Source organism: Proteus sp. TSJ240517 (genome assembly GCF_047921575.1).
GTDB lineage: Bacteria > Pseudomonadota > Gammaproteobacteria > Enterobacterales > Enterobacteriaceae > Proteus.
Genome location: NZ_JBLRMH010000002.1, coordinates 276,302 through 296,640, shown reverse-complemented (window position 1 = coordinate 296,640; position 20,339 = coordinate 276,302). Strand labels below are relative to the sequence as shown.

The window sequence follows — 20,339 nt, the reverse complement described above, 5'->3', positions numbered from 1 at the left end:
CTGTCTACATAGTAGAAAAGAAAGGTGGGAAAACAAGTTTGATTTATTCATATTGTGAGCGTGATCGAAACGTTTCGTTGGCAAACAAAAAGAAAGAAAAATCTAACTGATTGAATAAATTAACGCTGAATGGATTCAAGAAGGAAAGAGGTTATTTTCAGTGAATTTCATAAAAATGTGATGATGGACAAGGTTGTAATAAGGGCGACAATATGGGGTGTGGAAATGTAAACCAGTATGATAAAAGTAGATAAATCACAGCCTAGAAATACATTAACCTCTCCTGTGGTTAATTAGGAGAGGTTTTTTAATCATTTTAATTCAATTAGTTAGCTTGATAAGCCTTAATTGATTTCTCAATACCTTCTGCATCTAATCCTAAGTCAGATCTGATCTCTTCTTGTCCACCTTGTGGTACAAACAGATCAGGTATACCTAAGTTTAGGACAGGTATTAAGCAACGTTCTTGCATGAGTAACTCGTTTACGCCACTGCCAGCACCACCCATAATGGCATTTTCTTCTAGCGTTACCAACATATCATGCTGTTCAGCCAGAGAAAGGATAAGTGATTTATCAAGAGGCTTGATAAAACGCATATCAGCCACAGTTGCATCAAGTTTTTCAGCAACTTCTAACGCTTCTGGTAGTAATGTACCAAAGTTTAAAATCGCAATACCTTTGCCTTGGCGACGAATAATACCTTTACCCATAGGTAGTGGACTAAGTGGTTGCAATTGTGCACCAACACTAGAGCCTCTTGGATAGCGTACGGCAACAGGACCATCTTGATAGTGATAACCTGTGTGAAGCATTTGGCGACACTCATTTTCATCACTTGGCGCCATAATGACCATATTAGGAATGCAGCGTAAGAATGAGAGGTCAAAAGCACCTTGGTGAGTTTGACCATCTGCTCCCACAATACCACCACGATCAATAGCAAATAAAACAGGCAGTTTTTGAATGGCAATGTCGTGGATCACTTGGTCGTAAGCGCGTTGTAAGAATGTTGAGTAGATAGCAACAATCGGCTTATAACCCCCAATTGCTAAACCTGCTGCAAAGGTAACGGCATGTTGTTCTGCGATCGCAACATCAAAGTATTGTGAAGGGTATTCCTTTGAGAAACGCACCATACCCGAGCCTTCACGCATAGCTGGGGTAATTGCCATGAGTTTTGGATCGGTTGAGGCTTCTTCACATAACCAGTCACCAAAAATTTTGGAAAATGTAGGTCGTGCATTAGGGCTTTTAGGTAATGTCCCAGTTTGAGGATCAAATTTAGGGACTGCGTGCCAGCTAATTGGATCACGCTCAGCAGGCGCATATCCACGACCTTTTTTAGTCATAATATGCAGAAGCTGAGGGCCTTTTAGATCACGCATGTTAGTTAATGTCTGTACTAATGCAATAACATCGTGGCCATCAACAGGACCGATATAGTTGAAGCCCAACTCTTCAAACATGGTGCCTGGGACAACCATGCCTTTGATATGTTCCTCTGTCTTTTTAAGTAATTCTTTAATGGGTGGAATACCTGAAAAGACTTTTTTTCCACCTTCACGCAAGGTGGTATACAGTTTGCCAGATAACAATTGCGCAAGGTGATTATTCAATGCACCAACGTTTTCTGAAATCGACATCTCATTGTCATTAAGTACAACGAGCATATCTGGTTCAATATCTCCTGCGTGATTCATTGCTTCAAAAGCCATACCCGCAGTAATTGCCCCATCACCGATCACACAAACTGTTTTTCTGTTCAGCTTTTCTTGTTCAGCGGCGACAGCCATACCTAAACCTGCACTGATAGAGGTTGAAGAGTGACCGACACAAAGTTTGTCGTATTCACTCTCTTCTCGCCAAGGGAAGGGGTGTAACCCATTCTTTTGACGGATAGTATCAATGCGGTCACGGCGACCCGTTAAGATCTTATGAGGATAGGCCTGATGACCAACATCCCAAATCAGGTTATCAAAAGGGGTTTTATAGACGTAATGAAGAGCAACCGTTAACTCAATAGCACCTAAACCTGAGGCGAAGTGACCACTTGAGCGGCTGACACTGTTAAGAAGAAATAGCCTTAGCTCATCACAGAGTTTAGGTAAACTCTCTTTTGGTAATAGGCGCAAATCTTCTGGTGTTTCAACCAACGCCAATGTGGGATATTTTTCGATATCAATGCTCATGTGATGCCTATTAATTAATCACTTGTAATAGGGAAAGAACAGGTAAGCTGCTCTCTTTATTTTTTATTAGTTTTTCCGTTCGACGATAAAACTCGCTAATTGTTTAAGCGTGGTTGTATCGTACTCGTATTGCTCAAGAAACGCTAAGGCATCCAGTGCTTCGTTATACAATTCCTGTGCTTTCTTTTGAGCTTGCTCTAATCCAAGGAGGGCTGGATACGTGCTTTTTCCTGACTCTTGGTCGCTACCTTGACGTTTCCCAGTTTCTTCCGTACTGCCAATGACATCTAAAATGTCATCTTGTACTTGAAATGCAAGGCCAATAGAGTGGGCATATTTATCTAGTGCGGGTAATACATCATGGCCTTTTGAGCCAGCACTAAATGCGCCTAAGCGAACAGCTGCACGAATTAATGCACCTGTTTTGTGTAAATGGATTTTTTCAAGAGATGCGAGGTCAATCGATTTATCTTCGGCTTCAAGATCAAGTGCCTGACCGCCACACATACCTGCAAGCCCGCTGGCTGTTGCTAATTCAGAAATCATTGCAACACGATCAGCCATTGCAACATCAGGCATTGGATTTTTTGCTAAGATCTCAAAGGCGAGTGTTTGTAATGCATCACCCGCTAAAATTGCGTTGGCTTCGCCAAATTCAATATGACATGTAGGCTTACCACGACGTAAATCATCATCATCCATCGCAGGCAAATCATCATGAATGAGAGAATAAGCGTGAATACATTCCACTGCGGCGGCTGGTGCATCAAGGTTAAGTGCGGGGACTTTAAACATTTCACCCACTGCATAAACAAGGAAAGGACGTAAGCGCTTTCCACCTAAAAGAGCACCATAATGCATGGCTTTACCTAGAGGCATGTCAGTGAATGGTAAAGCGGATAGCGCTTGGTTTAATGCATGATCAACACGCTGGTGGGCGGAATCTAATTTCTGACGGAACGCATCCGTACTTGAAGTTGCGTTACTCAATTATTCTGCCTCTTGGATAAAATCATCAGGAGTTGCATTATCGTCTTCTTTTAGAAGAATACGAACACGCTGTTCAGCGTCTTGTAATGTTTTTTGTCCAACACGGGCTAGACGAACGCCATGTTCAAACTCATTAAGCGCTTCTTCTAAAGGGAGTTCACCGGATTCTAAACGGTTTACGATTTGCTCAAGTTCTTGCATAGATGCTTCGAAACTTGGTGCTTGTGCGATGTCTTCGTTAATTGGTGTCGTTTTCTTAGCCATAATATTTTTGATAATAAAGCATGTTAGCGCTGAATAATAGCGATCATCTTACTACAAGTGAGAAGAAAATTTCTTATTCAGTCGATGATTTTTGCGGGTGAGCCCTAAATATTGGTGATATACTTTGTGACTTTTATAAACTCCAGTCAATTAACATCACTGTAGTTTATGTTTCTACTTAATAACCTATGACCATTGACTATGAAGTTTATTATTAAATTATTCCCCGAAATTACGATCAAAAGCCAATCTGTTCGTATACGTTTTATCAAAATTCTCACTAGCAATATTCGTAATGTACTTAATACATTAGGTGATGAAATCACAGTTGTCCGCAATTGGGATAACATTGTTGTTGTGAGTAAAGATGAAAGCAAAAGTGAAGCGGTATGTGATGCATTAACACGTATTCCTGGTATTCATCACTTTTTACAAGTAGAAGAGCATCCGTATACTGATTTACACAATATTTTTGAGCAAACTTTTGCGGCATTTAAGCATTTAGTTGAAAACAAAACATTTTGTGTTCGTGCCAAACGTCGTGGTAAGCACAGTTTTACTTCAAATGAAGTTGAGCGTTATGTTGGTGGTGGTTTTAACCAACACGTTGAAAGCGCAAAAGTGAAATTAACGCGTCCAGATGTCACCATTAATTTAGAAATTGAAGATGACAAACTTATTTTAGTGAATGCGCGCTATGAAGGTATTGGAGGTTTTCCAATTGGTACACAGGAAGATGTTTTATCACTGATCTCTGGTGGTTATGATTCAGGTGTATCAAGCTATATGTTAATGCGTCGTGGTAGCCGAGTTCACTATTGTTTCTTTAACTTAGGTGGTTCTGCCCACGAAATTGGCGTTAAACAAGTTGCTCATTATTTATGGAACCGTTTTGGCCGTTCACATAAAGTGCATTTCGTTGCTGTTGATTTTGAACCTGTTGTCGCAGAAATCTTAGAAAAAGTCGATGATGGTCAAATGGGCGTTGTATTAAAACGTATGATGGTACGTGCCGCATCCCGTGTTGCAGAACGCTATGGTGTCCAAGCGATTGTAACGGGTGAAGCATTAGGCCAAGTTTCTAGCCAAACTTTAACTAACTTACGTTTAATTGATAATGCGACTGATACGTTAATTTTACGCCCTCTTATCACGCATGATAAAGAGAACATTATCAATATCGCCCGCCAAATTGGTACAGAAGATTTTGCTCGTACAATGCCAGAATTTTGTGGTGTTATTTCAAAAAGCCCAACAGTGAAAGCAGTAAAAGCGAAGATCGAAGCGGAAGAAGAGAAGTTTGATTTTTCTATTCTTGATAACGTTGTTGAAAACGCCAAGAATATGGATATTCGTCGTATTGCAGAAGAAACCGTACAGCAAGTTACTGAAGTTGAAATGGTATCTGAATTTGGTGCTAACGATGTTATTTTGGATATCCGCTCACCTGAAGAGCAAGAAACTTCGCCATTAAAGATAGACGGTGTTGATGTTAAAGAGTTACCTTTCTATAAATTAAGCACCCAGTTTGGTGATTTAGATAAAGCCAAAACTTATTTGCTTTATTGTGATCGCGGAATGATGAGCCGCTTACAAGCGCTGTATTTGCGTGAGCAAGGTTTTGAAAACGTTAAAGTATATCGTAAAAAATAATACGCTAACGATTTGATCTTACGAATAAAAAAGCCACTGAAAAGTGGCTTTTGGGGTTTATATTGCGGAATGTCGCTGCCATTCTCTAGATGATTACTTTGCTCTTATTGCTTGACCATCATTACGGTGCTTGCGCGAACCCACATTTCTTACAAAATGCTTCATATTTATAGAGCCAAGGGCGTATGTTGGCTCTTTATGCCAGAAAATATTATCTAGCATTCAAGATTATATTAATATTAAAAGGATATCAATCATTAAAGATTACTTAAAAGACAGATCGCAGTAGAGCAAGATAACCCTAATTTATTTAATTCTATTGTTGCTGCTTTTAATGTTGTGCCTGTTGAGAGTAAATCATCAATTAAAATAATATTACAATTATATAATTTATTTATATTGAATTGTGGATCTATTTTCCAAGGGGAAAAATAATGTCTAATTTTATTAGGGATCTTTTTCATTGTGAAAATAGTATTAGGTGGTAAAGATTGCAATTCAGATAAAGTTTTGTTTAATGATTTTATGTTAGATGATTTTTTATTTAATTCTTTAGTTAAAAATCGATTAATTACTTCTTCTACCGTACATTTAACAAATACATCACTAAATAATACTGTTCCAAAATGGCGAGAAACTCTTCTTGCTAATAAATATGGGACTTTTGTAGATGATGGCATAACGATAAAAACAGTATTTTGATTTATTATCTTAGATTTTATTTTATTTAGAATAGTTAAAAAAGAGGGTTTGAATTTATATAATTCATCTATTGTTATTGTATAGTTAAATATACCTTTTAATGAATATATTAAAGGATTACCATCTCTGTTGTTATCACCAAATTTAGTTCTTTGATAAATACTGAATATCGTTATTCTTGGTGTTTTACCTATTATGGTAATTTTAGGGTTTTTATCTGAACAAGTTATTACTCTACGATTGTGGTGAGCATTAAAAATAATAGTTTTGTTTTCAGAAATATCTATGCCCAGAGTGTTATAACCTTATGTCTTATTCAAATAGTTAAATTTATTCCTTTTTTAAATATTAACATGTTAGAAATGGAGCAAATATAAAAAATATCTGAATAAAGCAATAAAAATGAGAACCACTAGAGAGTATTCTTTTTAGTGGTTCTTATTAATTACCTATCCCCAAACCCTGTAAATTCATCTTGATAATTATAAATACCGGGTGGTAATACAAGCTGTTTGGCAACATCTGCTGCAGCTTCTTTGCCTTTTAAGCGTTCGATAATTTTTAGTGCAAAATCGATAGATGTTGCTGGAGCTTGGCTGGTAATTAAGTTAACTCTTTCATCATAATAGACGCGATAATCAACCCATTTTTTCGATGAGATTTTATCTTTTAATGCAGGAAAACCCGTCATATTGCCGATGGGAAAAATATTATGAGATTCAAGGATCATTGCGGGTGCTGCACAAATCGCAGCAACAAGCTTATTCTCACTGTGCATGCGGCGTACTTTCTCAACGACTAAAGGGCTGTCTCTTAATGTTTCAGTACCTTGTAATCCACCGGGTAGAATAATAACGTCATAGTGGTGATCGACAACACGAACTAAGGGGGCATCTGCGACAAGTTTTATGCCTCGTGAACATGTAATTATAAGTTCATCAACATCATCTTCTGCACTTGCAAGCACGACATTAATACCTGCCCTTACCAGCAAATCTGCGGTAGTCACGACTTCAGTTTCTTCACTTCCATTAGCTAGGCAGATGAGCGCTGATATGGTCATAATTGCCTTCCTGTTGTTTAATAAATTGAAAAAGGTGGTTATTTTCTGGCAATACAAGCCCTTGTTCTGAAGCTCGGCGTAATAAATAACCCGTAATATAGTCAATTTCTGTATGGCGTTGATATTTCACATCTTGATACATAGAGGAATAGTTATTTGCCGTTTGTTCTATCGTATCAATAATATAGCCATGAAGATGGGCTTGAGATGTTGGTATAACGCCTTCACGTTCCATAACTTGATAAACTTCGTCACATACTTTTTGAATATGTTCAGGATAACGCAATAAATCCCCATTACGGCATTGATAATAAACAGTAAGAGGGTTGATAACACAATTAACAGCAAGTTTTAGCCAACTAATTGTATGAATATCATTGTGCCAAGCGACATCGGGTAAAGCATGATGCAAGGTTTCTGCTAAATAGCTATATTGTTGAGCTACATGGTTTAATGGACCTATATGTGTTATTCCTGTTGCGGTATGAATAACATCTTGTCCTTGTTGATAAGCACCATGAGTAATAATACCTTGTAAAATAGGTCTGATGACTGAGTGTTGTGTTGCTGTTAATTCATCGGCAGTACCCATACCATTATGAATTAATAAAATAGGACATTGTGCAGAAAGATAAGGCAATAGCGCATTAACCGCATCTGAAACTTGCCAAGATTTTAAGCAAACAATTAATAATTCACTCTGTTTTAACCATTCCAGTTGATTAGCGATAATGCGCTGATAAAAAGGCTCGCCATTAATATTATCAACACTCACGTCTAAAAAAGGCTGAGGTATTCTTAGCCAACCTTGTACTTCATGAGATTGACGTGTTAAAGCTGCAACCCAAAGTTTACCAATCGAACCACACCCTAAAACGGTAATTTTCATTGTGCCTCTTTTTGCAAATCGTAATAGCGTAAGGTGGCTACTGACGGTCATTAGACTATTTAGCTAAAATTATAACATTGATTATACTTCTCTGTTTAAAGTATGTTTGCGCTTTACTGTAAGAGGAAATTAAAGGGATAAATTTGTTATTGAATGTGCAATGCTTTTTTGCAACCCTAAAAGAAGCTATTATTCGGGTTGTATTTATTTATTGAGGAAGAAAGAATGCCATCTTTTGATATCGTATCTGAAGTTGACTTACATGAAGTGCGTAATGCGGTGGAAAACGCACAACGTGAACTGACTACTCGTTGGGATTTTCGTAACGTTGAAGCAAGCTTTGAATTAAACGAAAAATCAGAGTCAGTGAAAACGACCAGTGTATCTGAATTTCAGGTTCAACAATTATTAGATATTCTGCGTGAGAAAATGGCAAAAAGAGGGATTGATGGTGCGGTATTAAATATCCCTGAAGAGATGACTCACAGCGGAAAAATGTACAGCGTAGAAGCCACCTTAAAACAAGGTATTGATTCAGCATTAGCGAAGAAAATTGTTAAGCTGATTAAAGATAGTAAATTGAAAGTACAAGCCCAGATCCAAGGCGAGCAAGTGCGTGTTACAGGTAAATCCCGTGATGACTTACAAGCTGTGATGAAATTAGTAAGAGAAGGTGAATTAGGGCAACCTTTCCAATTTAACAACTTCCGTGACTAATTGTTTATCCATTGAGTCATAAAAAAATGCGCTGAAATAAACAGCGCATTTTTATTTGGATTTATTGATATTTAAACAGAAGACACTAAAGATTCTAATGTTGTTCTTGGTGTTTGTTTAGTATCAACCTTGATATAAGCACTCTGTTCATCCGCCATAATCATAACTTCATTAACACCTGGTTGTTGCTTAAATAATTGTTGTAGTTGCTGTTGTTGGCTTGAAGATAGATTTTCAGGTAATTCAACGCGTAAGCTACTGACATAAGAGGGTTGGCGTAATGTTAGGCTAATGAAAAACCAAATAATGCCAATCATTAAGCAGCCTAAAAATACAATTTGTGCACTATAATGCTGGTAAAGCCATCCGCCTAAAATTCCGCCCAATGCCACACCTAAAAATTGGCTGGTGGAATAAATTCCCATAGCTGTACCTTTATAACCTGCTGGCGCTTCTTTACTGATTAATGAAGGAAGGAGGGCTTCCATAATATTAAAGCCAATAAAGAAGACCTGAATACCCGCAATAATTAACCACAAGCTAGAGCCTGAAATAATAAGAATTGCCTGAGCCACAATCAGTAAGAAAATACAGAATAAGAACACTTGTTTCATTTTTCGTTTCTTTTCTGCATAGATAATAAAAGGCAATACTGTAATAAAGGCGATAAGCATAGTGACAAGATAAACAATCCAATGTTTCTCTTTTGCTAAGCCAGCTTCACTCATGACAAGAGGAAGCGCAACAAAGGCTGCCATTAATAAAGTATGTAGAGAAAAAATACCGGTATTAAGCTTAAGAAGTTGTGCATCAAATAAGACTTTTTTGACACTGCCACGGACAAAACCAGATTCTCGATTAAGAATATGATGTTCACTGTTCGGTACAGTAAAAAGCGTAATAATAATGCCACCAAAGGCGAGTAGGGCAATGCCCCAAAAAAGACCTTGTAAGCCGAAAATATGCGTTAAAATAGGTCCTAAAACTAAGGCTAAAGCGAACGTTATCCCAAAGCTAATACCAATAAAGGCCATTGCTTTTGTTCTATTTTGTTCCCGCGTTAAATCAGACAATAAAGCCATTACTGCTGCTGAGATAGCTCCCGCTCCTTGTAATGCCCTACCAATAATAATGCCGTAGATATTGTCACTGAGAGCTGCAATCAAACTACCAATAATAAAAATAATTAAGCCGAAAACAATTATCGGTTTTCGGCCGAATTTATCAGAGAAAATACCAAAAGGAATTTGGAATACCGCTTGTGTTAATCCATAAATACCGATGGCTAATCCGATGAGTGATTCTGTTGCGTGTTGTAGTTGAAGCCCATAGGTGGTTAAAACTGGGAGTACCATAAACATGCCAAGCATGCGAAGAGAAAAAACAGTGCCTAGTCCCCATGTTGCTTTGCGCTCTAATGGGGTCATTTTATTATCATTCATGGATTACCTCGTATTACTGATATCCCCATTGTAATGGCATTTCTTAGTGAGGTTAATCAATAAATGGGATACAAAAAAGACAAAACTGTACTGATATTATGTGAAGTCATAAAAGAGATAAAAAAAATACCAGTCAGAAGGCTGACTGGTATTTGGGTTACTTTAGTAAATACATTATCTTAGATACGCAAGAACCGCTTCTGTTGAGCTTGTTGGATCAACAGACATCATTACGCTTAATGAAGTGATTGCGACAATAGAGAAAATAAATAATTTTCGTGCCCACACAATATCATTGGTTGCTTTGTAACCAGATAAAGCCATGCCTAACCACCAAATACTAACGGCTGAAGCTACAATCAGGTATTTATAACCCGCGTAACCGACTAATGTCAGCATTAAGGTTGCAATCATAAACGCCAGAATATAGAGAATGATATGACGTTTAGCTACTGAGATCCCTTTAATCACAGGTAATACAGGGATATTTGCAGCTTGGTAGTCTTTAAAACGGAAAATAGCAATGGCATAAGAGTGAGGCATTTGCCACAAACTAAAGATAAGTAATAGGATTGCCGCGCCTGCATCAAATTCACCGCTAACGGCACAATAACCGATAACAGGCGGTGCAGAGCCAGATAAGCTTCCAATCAGTGTGCCATAAACAGATTTACGCTTCATATAGAGGCTATAAACCCCAACATAAATAATAAAACCGAATACAGCGATAAACATTGCAAGTGGGTTGGCTGCTACATAGAGCAGCACAACACCTGCAATACCTAAAACTGAGGCATAAATCAGGCTAATTTGAGGGTCAATTAATCCTTTAACTAATGGACGATTCTTCGTTCTTTCCATGATACGGTCAATATCACGGTCAATGTAGTTGTTAAAAACACAACCAGAAGCAACGACCAGAGACACCCCAAGTAGAGTCGCGAAAAATAGGGAGTAATCAATCTCACCCTTAGAAGCGAGAAGAAAACCACCTATTACAGAAATTAAATTTCCGAAAATAATTCCTGGTTTGGTGACTTGTAGGTATTGCTTAATCATAGCGACAACTCTTAATCCATCATCATATTGATGTTCAGGTTGTACATAATCCACAACGAGCCTACGACAACAATGCCGATAATAAGCAGTGTGAACAGGAATGCGACGACGTTCCAGCGCTCTTCTGATGACGTATTCATATGCAAGAAGCAGACTAAGTGAACCACAATTTGCACAACTGCCATACCGACAACAGTCCATAGAATTGTTGCTGGTGTCGCTGTTCCTTCCATCACCATCCAAAATGGAATAACGGTGAGGATAACAGACAGAATAAAGCCGATCAGATAAGACTTCATGCTGCCGTGGCTTGCGCCTGAAGGAGAAGTATTTGGATGACTCATTACATCGCTCCCATCAGATAAACTACGGTGAACACACAGATCCAGACAACGTCAAGGAAGTGCCAGAACAGACTTAAACAGCTTAAACGAGTGCGGTTAACTTCAGTTAAACCACGGCGTGATACTTGGATCATCATAATAACAATCCAAATTAAACCCGCAGTTACGTGAAGACCGTGCGTTGAAACTAATGCAAAGAATGCAGATAAGAATGCACTGCGATCTGGGCCATAACCTTCTGCTATTAGCTCATGGAATTCGTAAACTTCCATGATGACGAAACCTAAGCCGAATAAGAAAGTCACAAATAACCATAGATTAACTTGGCTAACGCTACCTTTATTCATGCTCAGCATAGCGAAACCAAAAGTGATACTACTAAATAGCAGTAAGAAGGTTTCAACTAAAACAAACGGTAAGCTAAAAATCTCTTTACCTGAAGGACCATCCGCAATCCCGTTAACAAGCACCGCATAAGTGGCGAATAAGCTGGCAAACAGGATAAGGTCGCTCATTAGGTAGATCCAGAAGCCGAAAACTTTCGTCGCTCCTGCATCGTGGTGCCCATGATGCTCATGGGCGTTTGTGTTATTTACAGTTTGAGTAGACATTATTTCACACCTGCTTTTTTCAGTTCTTCATAATGCTTATTCTCGAGAGCTTCAATTTCAGGTACTTGGACATAGTAATCCACATCTGTATCAAAGCTTTTCACGATCCAAGTGACAATCATGCCAGCGAAACCAACGATAGCTAACCACCAGATATGCCAGATCATGGCAAAACCAAGGACTAAGCTAAATGCTGAAATAATCACACCCGCGCCTGTATTTTTAGGCATATGGATAGGTTCGTATTTAGCAGGGCGCTGATAAGCTGTGCCTTTTTCTTTCTGATCCCACCACTCATCACGAGTTTGAACATTAGGTTCAACGGCAAAGTTATAGAACGGAGCAGGTGAAGAAATTGACCATTCCAGAGTACGTCCACCCCATGGATCACCCGTTAAATCACGGTTTTGATCACGGTCACGGATACTCACGTAGATTTGAACAACTTGGCAAGCGATACCGATAGCAATCAGTGCAGCACCACCAGCAGCAACAAGCAGCATTGGGTTAAATTCTGGATTGATATTTTGGCTTAAACGACGAGTCATACCCATAAAGCCAAGAATGTACAGTGGCATAAAGGCCATAAAGAAGCCTATAAACCAGAACCAGAATGCACGGATACCCCATTTTTCATTCAGAGTGAAACCAAATGCTTTAGGGAACCAGTAAGTCATACCAGCGAAACAACCAAATACTACACCACCAATAATGACGTTATGGAAGTGAGCGATTAAGAATAAGCTGTTATGTAAAACGAAGTTTGCACCCGGAACGGCTAACAGAACCCCAGTCATTCCTCCAACAGAGAAGGTGATAAGGAAACCGATAGTCCACAGCATTGGGCTTTTATATTCGATACGACCTTGATACATCGTAAACAGCCAGTTAAAGATTTTAACCCCTGTTGGTATAGCGATGATCATCGTGGCGATACCGAAGAAGGCATTGACGTTGGCGCCAGAGCCCATGGTAAAGAAGTGGTGTAACCAAACGATAAATGACAACACGGTAATAACGACAGTTGCACCAACTAAAGAGGTATAACCGAATAACCGTTTTTTAGAGAATGTTGCTGTAACTTCAGAGAACACACCAAATACTGGCAGAACGAGGATATAAACTTCTGGATGACCCCAAGCCCATACAAGGTTGATGTACATCATCATGTTACCGCCCATATCATTGGTAAAGAAGTGCGTACCAAGATAGCGGTCTAAAGTTAACAGCGTAATAGTGACTGTTAAAATTGGGAATGCAGCAATAATTAGGACGTTAGTACATAAAGCTGCCCAAGAGAATACTGGCATTTTCATCATGCTCATACCCAGCGCACGCATACGCAGGATAGTCGCGAAGAAGTTAACCCCCGTTAGAAGCGTACCAATACCGGATATCTGTAAACTCCATATCCAATAATCGACCCCGACTCCTGGGTTATACTCCAAGCCAGAAAGTGGTGGATAAGCTAACCAACCTGTTTGTGCGAATTCACCAATACCTAAAGAAAGGTTGATTAGTACCACACCAACTACAAAGAACCAGAAGCTCAGTGAGTTAAGGAAAGGGAAGGCCACATCACGAGCACCAATTTGCAAAGGTACAACAAGGTTCATCAGACCCACAACGAAAGGTGTTGCCATGAAGAAAATCATGATAACGCCGTGTGCGGTAAAAATCTGATCATAGTGATGAGGTGGTAAGAAACCAGCTTCACCTGCGGAGGCAAGCGCTTGTTGGCTTCTCATCATAATCGCATCGGCAAAGCCACGGAACATCATGACCATTGCAACAATGATATACATAATACCAATTTTTTTATGGTCAACGCTGGTTAACCATTCGCTCCATAACCATTTCCATTTGCGGAAATAAGTTAAAGCGCCAACAACAGCAAGTCCACCAAGAACAATACCGAGTAAAGTGACTACGATAATGGGTTCATGTAGCGGGACTGCATCGAGAGTTAATTTTCCGAACATGCCTTTATTCCTCTGCTCCTGCATGCGCCGCATGGCTCATGTTCATATTCATTGTTGCATCAGCATGTGCTGTCTGATTGCCACTGGTGTGAGCGCCATGACCTGTGTGACCAAATTTAGAAATGGTCTCTTGGAATAACATTGGCTTCACGCTTGAATAGTAGGTCACTGGATTTTTCTGGCTTGGTTTAGCAAGTTCATTAAATGCAGCGGTCGTATTTAACGTATCTGACGATTGTTTGACTTTTTCAACCCACGCATCGAAACCGGCACGATCAGGTGTCGCAATCGCTGTAAATTTCATATCAGAGAAACCGTGTCCACTATAACTAGCTGACATACCTTGATATTCACCAGGTTCATTAGCAATTAAGTGTAATTTAGTCTGCATTCCTGCCATCGCATAGATTTGTCCACCTAAGCGAGGGATAAAGAATGAGTTCATGACAGAGTCAGAAGTGATTTTGAAATTAACAGGAACATTAGTAGGGAAAGCCAGTTCATTAACTGTTGCAATACCTTGTTCTGGATAGATAAATAACCATTTCCAATCCATTGAAACAACTTCAATGGTGACAGGTTTTTCTGTGGACTCTAATGGTTTGTAAGGATCAAGCTCATGGGTTGTTTTCCATGTAATCGTTGCCAAAATCACAATAATGATAATTGGCACAGTCCAAACGACAAGTTCAATTTTATTTGAGTGAGCCCAGTTTGGGCGATAGGTGGCTTTAGTATTAGATTCACGGTAGCGAAAAGCGAAAACAATCACCATCAGTATTACCGGTATCACAACAATTAACATTAAACCAAGCGCAATGAGGATTAATGTTTTTTGCTCAGCGCCGATAGCGCCTTTGGGATTCATTAACGCCATATCACAGCCACTTAATAGAAGAGCTGCAACTAATAGCGAAAGTGTCCCAATACTTTTTATGTATTTCATAAGTCTCATCCAACGACCCAAATGACAAAGGTTCTATTGTTGTTTCATCAGTATCAGTAAGGACATTTTACGGTAAGGTTGCGACAGTGTAAACAATTGTAATGGTAAGTAAGTGGTTGGTTAGTCTTTTGTGTTAATGTGATCACAAGTAATCAAACCATTAAATAAATGTTAATTTAATTATTGCGTATTAACTATAATTTCATAAAGTACCATATTTTTAAAATAAATACATATTTTTACAAATAAAAATGCAGTAAAAAGTGTAAGAAAACGTATTCTGATTAAAAAATAACAAATTAGAGGTCGGAGGAGAGTTGATGGGTAAAATCCTTTTTATATTGATGTTTAATATCTATATTTGATGCTTGTTTGATTTTTTATATGGATAATTAGTGATTTGATGAATATTTATATCCAATGAGAAAGTTTTTCATTAAGTGATAAAAAAAGGTTACAGCGAATAAAAATGCTTTCGCTGTAATAAAAATTAACAATTAACGATCAAAAATTATATTTCAAGCTATATATAATGCCGTCTTGCAGAAAATCTTCGCCTAGCTTTTTATAAGCATAACGATATTGAATACCCGTAGTAATAGAGGTCGTTGGATGCCACCAAAAAGCTAAAGCGCCATTGAACCCATTTTGCCCACCATTGCCGTAACGCTTATGACGGCTAAATTCCATTTCATGCCAATTGCTAATGCTAAACTTCTGATCTCTAATGGAAAAATCATATCCAGCAACCCAACCAACGACGTAGCCATTATTTCCTGAATAATAAGTTTGATCGACATAATGAAGCGCAACGAATGGTTTAAACCATAAATTATCAATTTGTGTGTTATAGCCTAGACCGTAAAGCGTATTAACTTCATGGAAGTTGCCACCGTTCTCTTTTCCTGGAAGTGACCATGTGCCGTAAACATGCCCGTATAAATTAAAAGGACTTTCACCTAAATAAATACGGCTTGTTGCTTTAACGGTATAACGTTGATTATCACCCGGTTGTGTTTTCCGAGGATTAAATGGGTTTTCTAGATCAAAGAAGCCATAAAATTCGCCCCATGAAAAATTGGCACCACCTTCAAGCTCTAAATAGGCAAAATCATCTTTATGAGAAGATTTCCCTGTTTTGTGTGTTGTATGAGAAGTCCAATCAAGATAATTGATACTGGTATTAGCGAAGCCACCTAAATAGCTAGCTTGAGCTGATAAAGAAAGTGTACTTGCGATGGTTAATAAAAATGTTTTTTTTATCATTATTAATCTCAATTAAATTTAATGAAATAATTTCGCGATGAATTTGTTTTTTAATATATTTTGAAACTATAAACTACTAAATTTAAATTTGTAGATCATAATTTTGAAATTAAGATCTATTTCTAGAATATTAAATTGATAATTAAAAGTAGGAATTTTAGTATTGTTTAGTTTATTTTTATTATTTTATCTGTTTTGAATGGATTGAGCGCTTAATAACTGGTTTTTTTGGCAAGGAAAAAAGAAATTAAAAGAAGAAAGAAAAATATGTAGTAAAAGTCGCGTAAAAATACCTCACGACACAGGAATAAAGGGATAGTATCATTAACCAATATTCGTTTTTATCTTACTTGGAATTTTCATTGTGACCTCATTTGCTGAACTTAACGCACTTCCTACTGAACAACTCGCTAACCTTAATGAATTGGGTTATCTCACTATGACTCCAGTTCAAGAAGCCGCTTTGCCCGCTATTCTTGAAGGAAAAGACGTCCGCGCTCAAGCAAAAACAGGCAGCGGTAAAACAGCTGCTTTTGGTTTGGGGCTTTTGCAACACATTGATGCAAAACAGTTTAATACTCAATCACTTATTTTATGTCCAACGCGAGAACTTGCTGATCAAGTTGCAAATGAGTTACGTCGCCTTGCTCGTTACCTTCCAAATATCAAAGTATTAACGCTGTGTGGTGGCGTTCCATTTAGTATCCAGCGTGATTCATTAATACATGCTGCACATATTATTGTTGCAACACCAGGTAGATTGCTTGATCACCTAAAAAAAGAGACTGTCACTTTAGATGATGTGAAAACATTGGTATTAGATGAAGCAGACAGAATGTTGGATATGGGATTTTTTGATGATATCAACGATATTATTTCTCGTATGCCAACGGAACGTCAAACGTTACTCTTTTCTGCAACTTGGCCAAATGAGATCGCAGCAATTAGCCGTAAAATTCAGCAAAATCCAGTAACTATTGAAATAAACTCTGTTGATGAACTTCCTGCTGTTGAGCAGCAGTTTTATGAAATATCTCGTCATGGAAAAATAGGATTGCTGCAAAAGCTGTTAAGTCGTGAGCAGCCTGCCTCTTGCGTTGTATTTTGTAACACAAAGCGAGATTGCCAAGATGTGTATGAAACACTGACAGAAAGCAACCAAAGTGTGCTTGCTTTACATGGCGATATGGAACAAAGAGAGCGTGACCAAACGCTGATTCGCTTTGCTAATGGGAGTTGTCGTGTATTAGTAGCAACAGATGTTGCAGCTCGTGGACTTGATATTAAAGCGTTAGAAATGGTGATTAACTACGAATTGTCGTGGGATCCTGAAGTGCATGTTCACCGAATTGGCCGTACAGCCAGAGCGGGTGAAAGTGGATTGGCGATTAGCTTTTGTGCACCAGAAGAAATTCAGCGTGCTAACGCTTTAGAAGAGATGCTTCATATGAAGATAAATTGGTTACCAGTACCTACTGGGCTACAAATTACGCCTCTTGAAGCAACAATGGCAACATTATGTATTGATGGTGGTAAAAAAGCCAAAATGCGCCCAGGTGATATTTTAGGCGCATTAACGGGTGATATGGGTTTCAATGGTGCCGATATCGGTAAAATTATGATCAACCCAACACATGCTTATGTTGCTGTGAAACAATCTATTGCAAAACAAGTCTGGAAACAGCTGCAACAAGGTAAAATCAAAGGTAAATCAGTCAAAGTTAGGTTATTTAGATAGTTCAACATTATTTAAATAGTCACTTACTGTTTTCTCTATTAAGAATACAAAAAGGACAGCTTAAGCTGTCCTTTTTTCTGACGAATATAGTGAAGAAAGCAACAAGATTAGTGTGTTGTTTTCTTAAGTGCTAAATAATCTAGGATTGTGCCAAAGACAAGGCTTACCGCACCAACAATAACACCATATAAAAAGAGTGTTGAAGCCCAAGAACTTAATCTATCAGTATCTATTGATTGAATAAAATCGACAGACTGGAACATTTCTAAAGTTGGTAGTGAATTTGTGATCACAAGAATTAAACTACAAAGAAAGAAAAGAACAGTCAGCATCAAACCATAAATAGCAAAACGGTATTGTTTAATAAACAAAGTTCTTCTAAGGAATTCACCTGTTTTTTGCGTATAAATAAGTGTGTTTTTCGAAATCAACAGCAAGATAAGACCGGGTACAGAAGCAACAATAGAAAAAAGGTAAAATGCTTCCCAACCATGGCTTTCAACATACCAGCCTGCAACTGGGCCAACATAAACACGACCAATCGCAGAGAGAGCCGAGAGCAACGCAAATTGTGTTGCTGAAAAGGAGAGATGACAAAGCGTCATTAAGAGGGCAACAAATGCTGCTGTTCCCATACCGCCACAGATATTTTCAAATGCAACTACTGCACCCATGCTATAAATACTTTGCTCAGAAATAGCTAAATACCAATAACCGATATTTGAACCGCCTTGCAAAATACCAAAAATCATCAGTGCTTTAAATAAACTCCAACGGCGCATTAATAAACCACCTAGTAATGCCCCAACAATCGTGGCGGCAAGCCCAAGTGTTTTATTCACTAATCCTACTTCACCAGCATCAAATCCAGCACCGCGGATCAGAAAAGTAGTACTTAAACTAAGGGCAAAGGCATCACCCATTTTATACAGCACAATAAGCAGTAAAATTAGCCAAGCATTATTACGAGAGAAGAACTCATATAAAGGTTCAATAACAGCTTCATAGAGTGTACGTGGCGGCTTTACGGCGGTTTCTGGCTCTTGGGCAAGTAATGTGGCAATAATACCAATACCCATTAAGGCAGCCATTAACCAGTACATGTTTTGCCAGCCAATATATTTATCCGCTAACCAAAGCGCCATTCCTCCAGAAACAAGCATTGCTATGCGATAGCCTAATACAGAAACTGCAGCACCAGTACCACGCTCATCGGCTTTTAAAATATCGGTTTTATAGGCATCAAAAACAATGTCTTGTGAAGCGGAACAAAAGGCAACAATGACAGCTAAAGAGGCAAGCCACCATAAATGGTCGTTAGGATTTAAAAAGCCCATCCCTGCAATACCAAGCACTAACCCTATTTGAGTGAGCAACATCCATCCTCGGCGTCGACCAAGAAAAGATGGGGTATAGCGATCCATAAAGGGTGACCAGAGGAATTTAAAAACATAGGCTTGTCCCACCAATGAGAAAAAACCAATGGTTTTTAAATCGATATCTTCTACTGTCATCCAAGCTTGTAATGTACCCGCTGTGAGTGCCAGAGGTAATCCAGAAGTAAAGCCAAGTAATAGAAGAATAAATGATTTATACCAAGTGGTTTGTTTGAAGGTGGGCTGAACCATGCAAAAATTCCTTTCAACGACCTGTTTGAGATAACAGGTCGTTTATTCTAATAAAATTAACGGGCGTTAGATTTGATAAATTGACTGACTGAAGCGTCTTTTGCCATATCGCTAACGAGTTCACTTAAGACATTGTTAATCGCGGCGGCAATTTTCTCATTAGTTGCACCAAATGGACCTTGAACATTGTAGCTAGTACGGAATGTTTTGGTATTAGAACTGCCATTCGGTAAGGTGACGATAACTGAAATATCCGCTTTTGCACTGATATTATGACGAACACTTCCTTCACCCACATCTGCACTGAGTTTATTGATAACAATAATCACATCAGCAGAAGCAGGAGAACCCATCATAAAACCACGCGCTGCCATTTGCTTTTGTAGAACTTCTTGCATTAAAAATGCAATGTCACGAGATGGAACAAGGATATCTAATTTACCGTTACGGTTGATTTCCGCTAGATTTTTTGATGCACGTTTGTCTTGGCTTGAAATATTCAGTGAAATAGGGCGCATCGTAGGGTCAGCCGCAGGAACTGACATCGTGGGCTCAATAGATAATTTGTTACTAGGAGTTGCACAACCTGAAAGCAGTGTTAATGCAAAAACAGCACAGAGTAAATTTTTAATCATGAGGTAATCTCGGTTAAATATGTCTGTTGTGTTAACAAGTAGAATAGGCTTCAAACTTTAGCCTATCATACCACTGCTGGTAAGTTGCTAATATCCCCTTAACGAACGAAATTATCTGATTTTATCAATTGATTTTATTTCAAATTACTCTCATTTTTGCTCATGTATTTGACAATATTCGGTCAATGGTTTTACTCAAGATGAAAAATAAGCGATTAT

18 protein-coding genes are annotated in these 20,339 nt (G+C 38.4%); 3 read left to right on the top strand and 15 right to left on the bottom strand.

Annotated elements, in window-relative coordinates:
- Positions 1-325: 325 nt before the first annotated feature.
- The 3 genes from dxs to xseB form a co-directional block, all read right to left on the bottom strand.
- Positions 326-2,191, bottom strand: coding sequence for a 1-deoxy-D-xylulose-5-phosphate synthase (dxs, locus tag ACNARN_RS04930; RefSeq protein ID WP_198619349.1), 1,866 nt, complete (start codon positions 2,189-2,191; stop codon positions 326-328).
- Positions 2,192-2,257: 66 nt separating this feature from the next.
- A complete protein-coding gene (ispA, locus tag ACNARN_RS04925; RefSeq protein WP_198619350.1) occupies positions 2,258-3,181 on the bottom strand; it encodes a (2E,6E)-farnesyl diphosphate synthase in 924 nt (307 codons plus the stop codon).
- Positions 3,182-3,445, bottom strand: a complete 264-nt coding sequence (xseB, locus tag ACNARN_RS04920) for an exodeoxyribonuclease VII small subunit (protein ID WP_023580876.1) — start codon at positions 3,443-3,445, stop codon at positions 3,182-3,184. It lies immediately after the preceding gene.
- 201 nt (positions 3,446-3,646) lie between these two features.
- Here xseB and thiI point away from each other — a divergent pair, with 201 nt between their 5' ends.
- Positions 3,647-5,098 (top strand): tRNA uracil 4-sulfurtransferase ThiI, encoded by a 1,452-nt coding sequence (thiI, locus tag ACNARN_RS04915; RefSeq protein ID WP_109371728.1) that lies wholly within the window; start codon positions 3,647-3,649, stop codon positions 5,096-5,098.
- A 257-nt stretch (positions 5,099-5,355) separates the two neighbouring features.
- On the opposite strand, the gene ACNARN_RS04910 is transcribed toward thiI, so the two are convergent.
- The 3 genes from ACNARN_RS04910 to panE form a co-directional block, all read right to left on the bottom strand.
- Positions 5,356-5,778, bottom strand: coding sequence for a phosphoribosyltransferase (locus tag ACNARN_RS04910; RefSeq protein ID WP_196569332.1), 423 nt, complete (start codon positions 5,776-5,778; stop codon positions 5,356-5,358).
- Positions 5,779-6,245: 467 nt separating this feature from the next.
- Positions 6,246-6,863, bottom strand: a complete 618-nt coding sequence (yajL, locus tag ACNARN_RS04905) for a protein deglycase YajL (RefSeq protein WP_416304208.1) — start codon at positions 6,861-6,863, stop codon at positions 6,246-6,248.
- Complete coding sequence (gene panE, locus ACNARN_RS04900) at positions 6,832-7,752, bottom strand: 2-dehydropantoate 2-reductase (RefSeq protein ID WP_198619351.1); 921 nt, start codon at positions 7,750-7,752, stop codon at positions 6,832-6,834. The genes yajL and panE overlap by 32 nt, the downstream gene beginning before the upstream one ends.
- 225 nt (positions 7,753-7,977) lie before the next feature.
- Between panE and ACNARN_RS04895 the strand changes: the two genes are divergently transcribed.
- Positions 7,978-8,469, top strand: a complete 492-nt coding sequence (locus ACNARN_RS04895; RefSeq protein WP_109371718.1) for a YajQ family cyclic di-GMP-binding protein — start codon at positions 7,978-7,980, stop codon at positions 8,467-8,469.
- Between the two features lie 71 nt (positions 8,470-8,540).
- Here the strand turns inward: ACNARN_RS04895 and ACNARN_RS04890 are convergent, their stop codons facing one another.
- From ACNARN_RS04890 to ACNARN_RS04860, 7 genes are all read right to left on the bottom strand, one after another.
- Positions 8,541-9,911, bottom strand: coding sequence for an MFS transporter (locus ACNARN_RS04890; protein ID WP_198632092.1), 1,371 nt, complete (start codon positions 9,909-9,911; stop codon positions 8,541-8,543).
- Between the two features lie 174 nt (positions 9,912-10,085).
- A complete protein-coding gene (gene cyoE, locus ACNARN_RS04885) occupies positions 10,086-10,970 on the bottom strand; it encodes a heme o synthase (protein ID WP_100159245.1) in 885 nt (294 codons plus the stop codon).
- 11 nt (positions 10,971-10,981) lie between these two features.
- Complete coding sequence (locus ACNARN_RS04880; RefSeq protein WP_006535101.1) at positions 10,982-11,314, bottom strand: cytochrome o ubiquinol oxidase subunit IV; 333 nt, start codon at positions 11,312-11,314, stop codon at positions 10,982-10,984.
- Positions 11,314-11,925 carry a cytochrome o ubiquinol oxidase subunit III gene (locus ACNARN_RS04875; RefSeq protein WP_036932890.1) on the bottom strand — a complete coding sequence of 204 codons (612 nt, stop codon included), beginning with the start codon at positions 11,923-11,925 and terminating at the stop codon, positions 11,314-11,316. The genes ACNARN_RS04880 and ACNARN_RS04875 overlap by 1 nt, the downstream gene beginning before the upstream one ends.
- On the bottom strand, positions 11,925-13,907 hold the full coding sequence (gene cyoB, locus ACNARN_RS04870; RefSeq protein WP_416304207.1) for a cytochrome o ubiquinol oxidase subunit I: 1,983 nt from the start codon (positions 13,905-13,907) through the stop codon (positions 11,925-11,927). Before cyoB ends, ACNARN_RS04875 begins: the two co-directional genes overlap by 1 nt.
- A gap of 4 nt (positions 13,908-13,911) precedes the next feature.
- A complete protein-coding gene (gene cyoA / locus ACNARN_RS04865; protein ID WP_109371710.1) occupies positions 13,912-14,862 on the bottom strand; it encodes a cytochrome o ubiquinol oxidase subunit II in 951 nt (316 codons plus the stop codon).
- A gap of 495 nt (positions 14,863-15,357) precedes the next feature.
- Positions 15,358-16,131 carry an outer membrane protein OmpK gene (locus ACNARN_RS04860; protein WP_416304206.1) on the bottom strand — a complete coding sequence of 258 codons (774 nt, stop codon included), beginning with the start codon at positions 16,129-16,131 and terminating at the stop codon, positions 15,358-15,360.
- A 352-nt stretch (positions 16,132-16,483) separates the two neighbouring features.
- Between ACNARN_RS04860 and dbpA the strand changes: the two genes are divergently transcribed.
- Complete coding sequence (gene dbpA, locus ACNARN_RS04855) at positions 16,484-17,857, top strand: ATP-dependent RNA helicase DbpA (RefSeq protein WP_198619355.1); 1,374 nt, start codon at positions 16,484-16,486, stop codon at positions 17,855-17,857.
- Between the two features lie 107 nt (positions 17,858-17,964).
- On the opposite strand, the gene ampG is transcribed toward dbpA, so the two are convergent.
- Together ampG and ACNARN_RS04845 are read right to left on the bottom strand one after the other, a co-directional pair.
- Positions 17,965-19,485 (bottom strand): muropeptide MFS transporter AmpG, encoded by a 1,521-nt coding sequence (gene ampG, locus ACNARN_RS04850; protein ID WP_198626013.1) that lies wholly within the window; start codon positions 19,483-19,485, stop codon positions 17,965-17,967.
- 56 nt (positions 19,486-19,541) lie between these two features.
- Complete coding sequence (locus tag ACNARN_RS04845; RefSeq protein ID WP_198619357.1) at positions 19,542-20,120, bottom strand: YajG family lipoprotein; 579 nt, start codon at positions 20,118-20,120, stop codon at positions 19,542-19,544.
- Positions 20,121-20,339 lie beyond the last annotated feature (219 nt).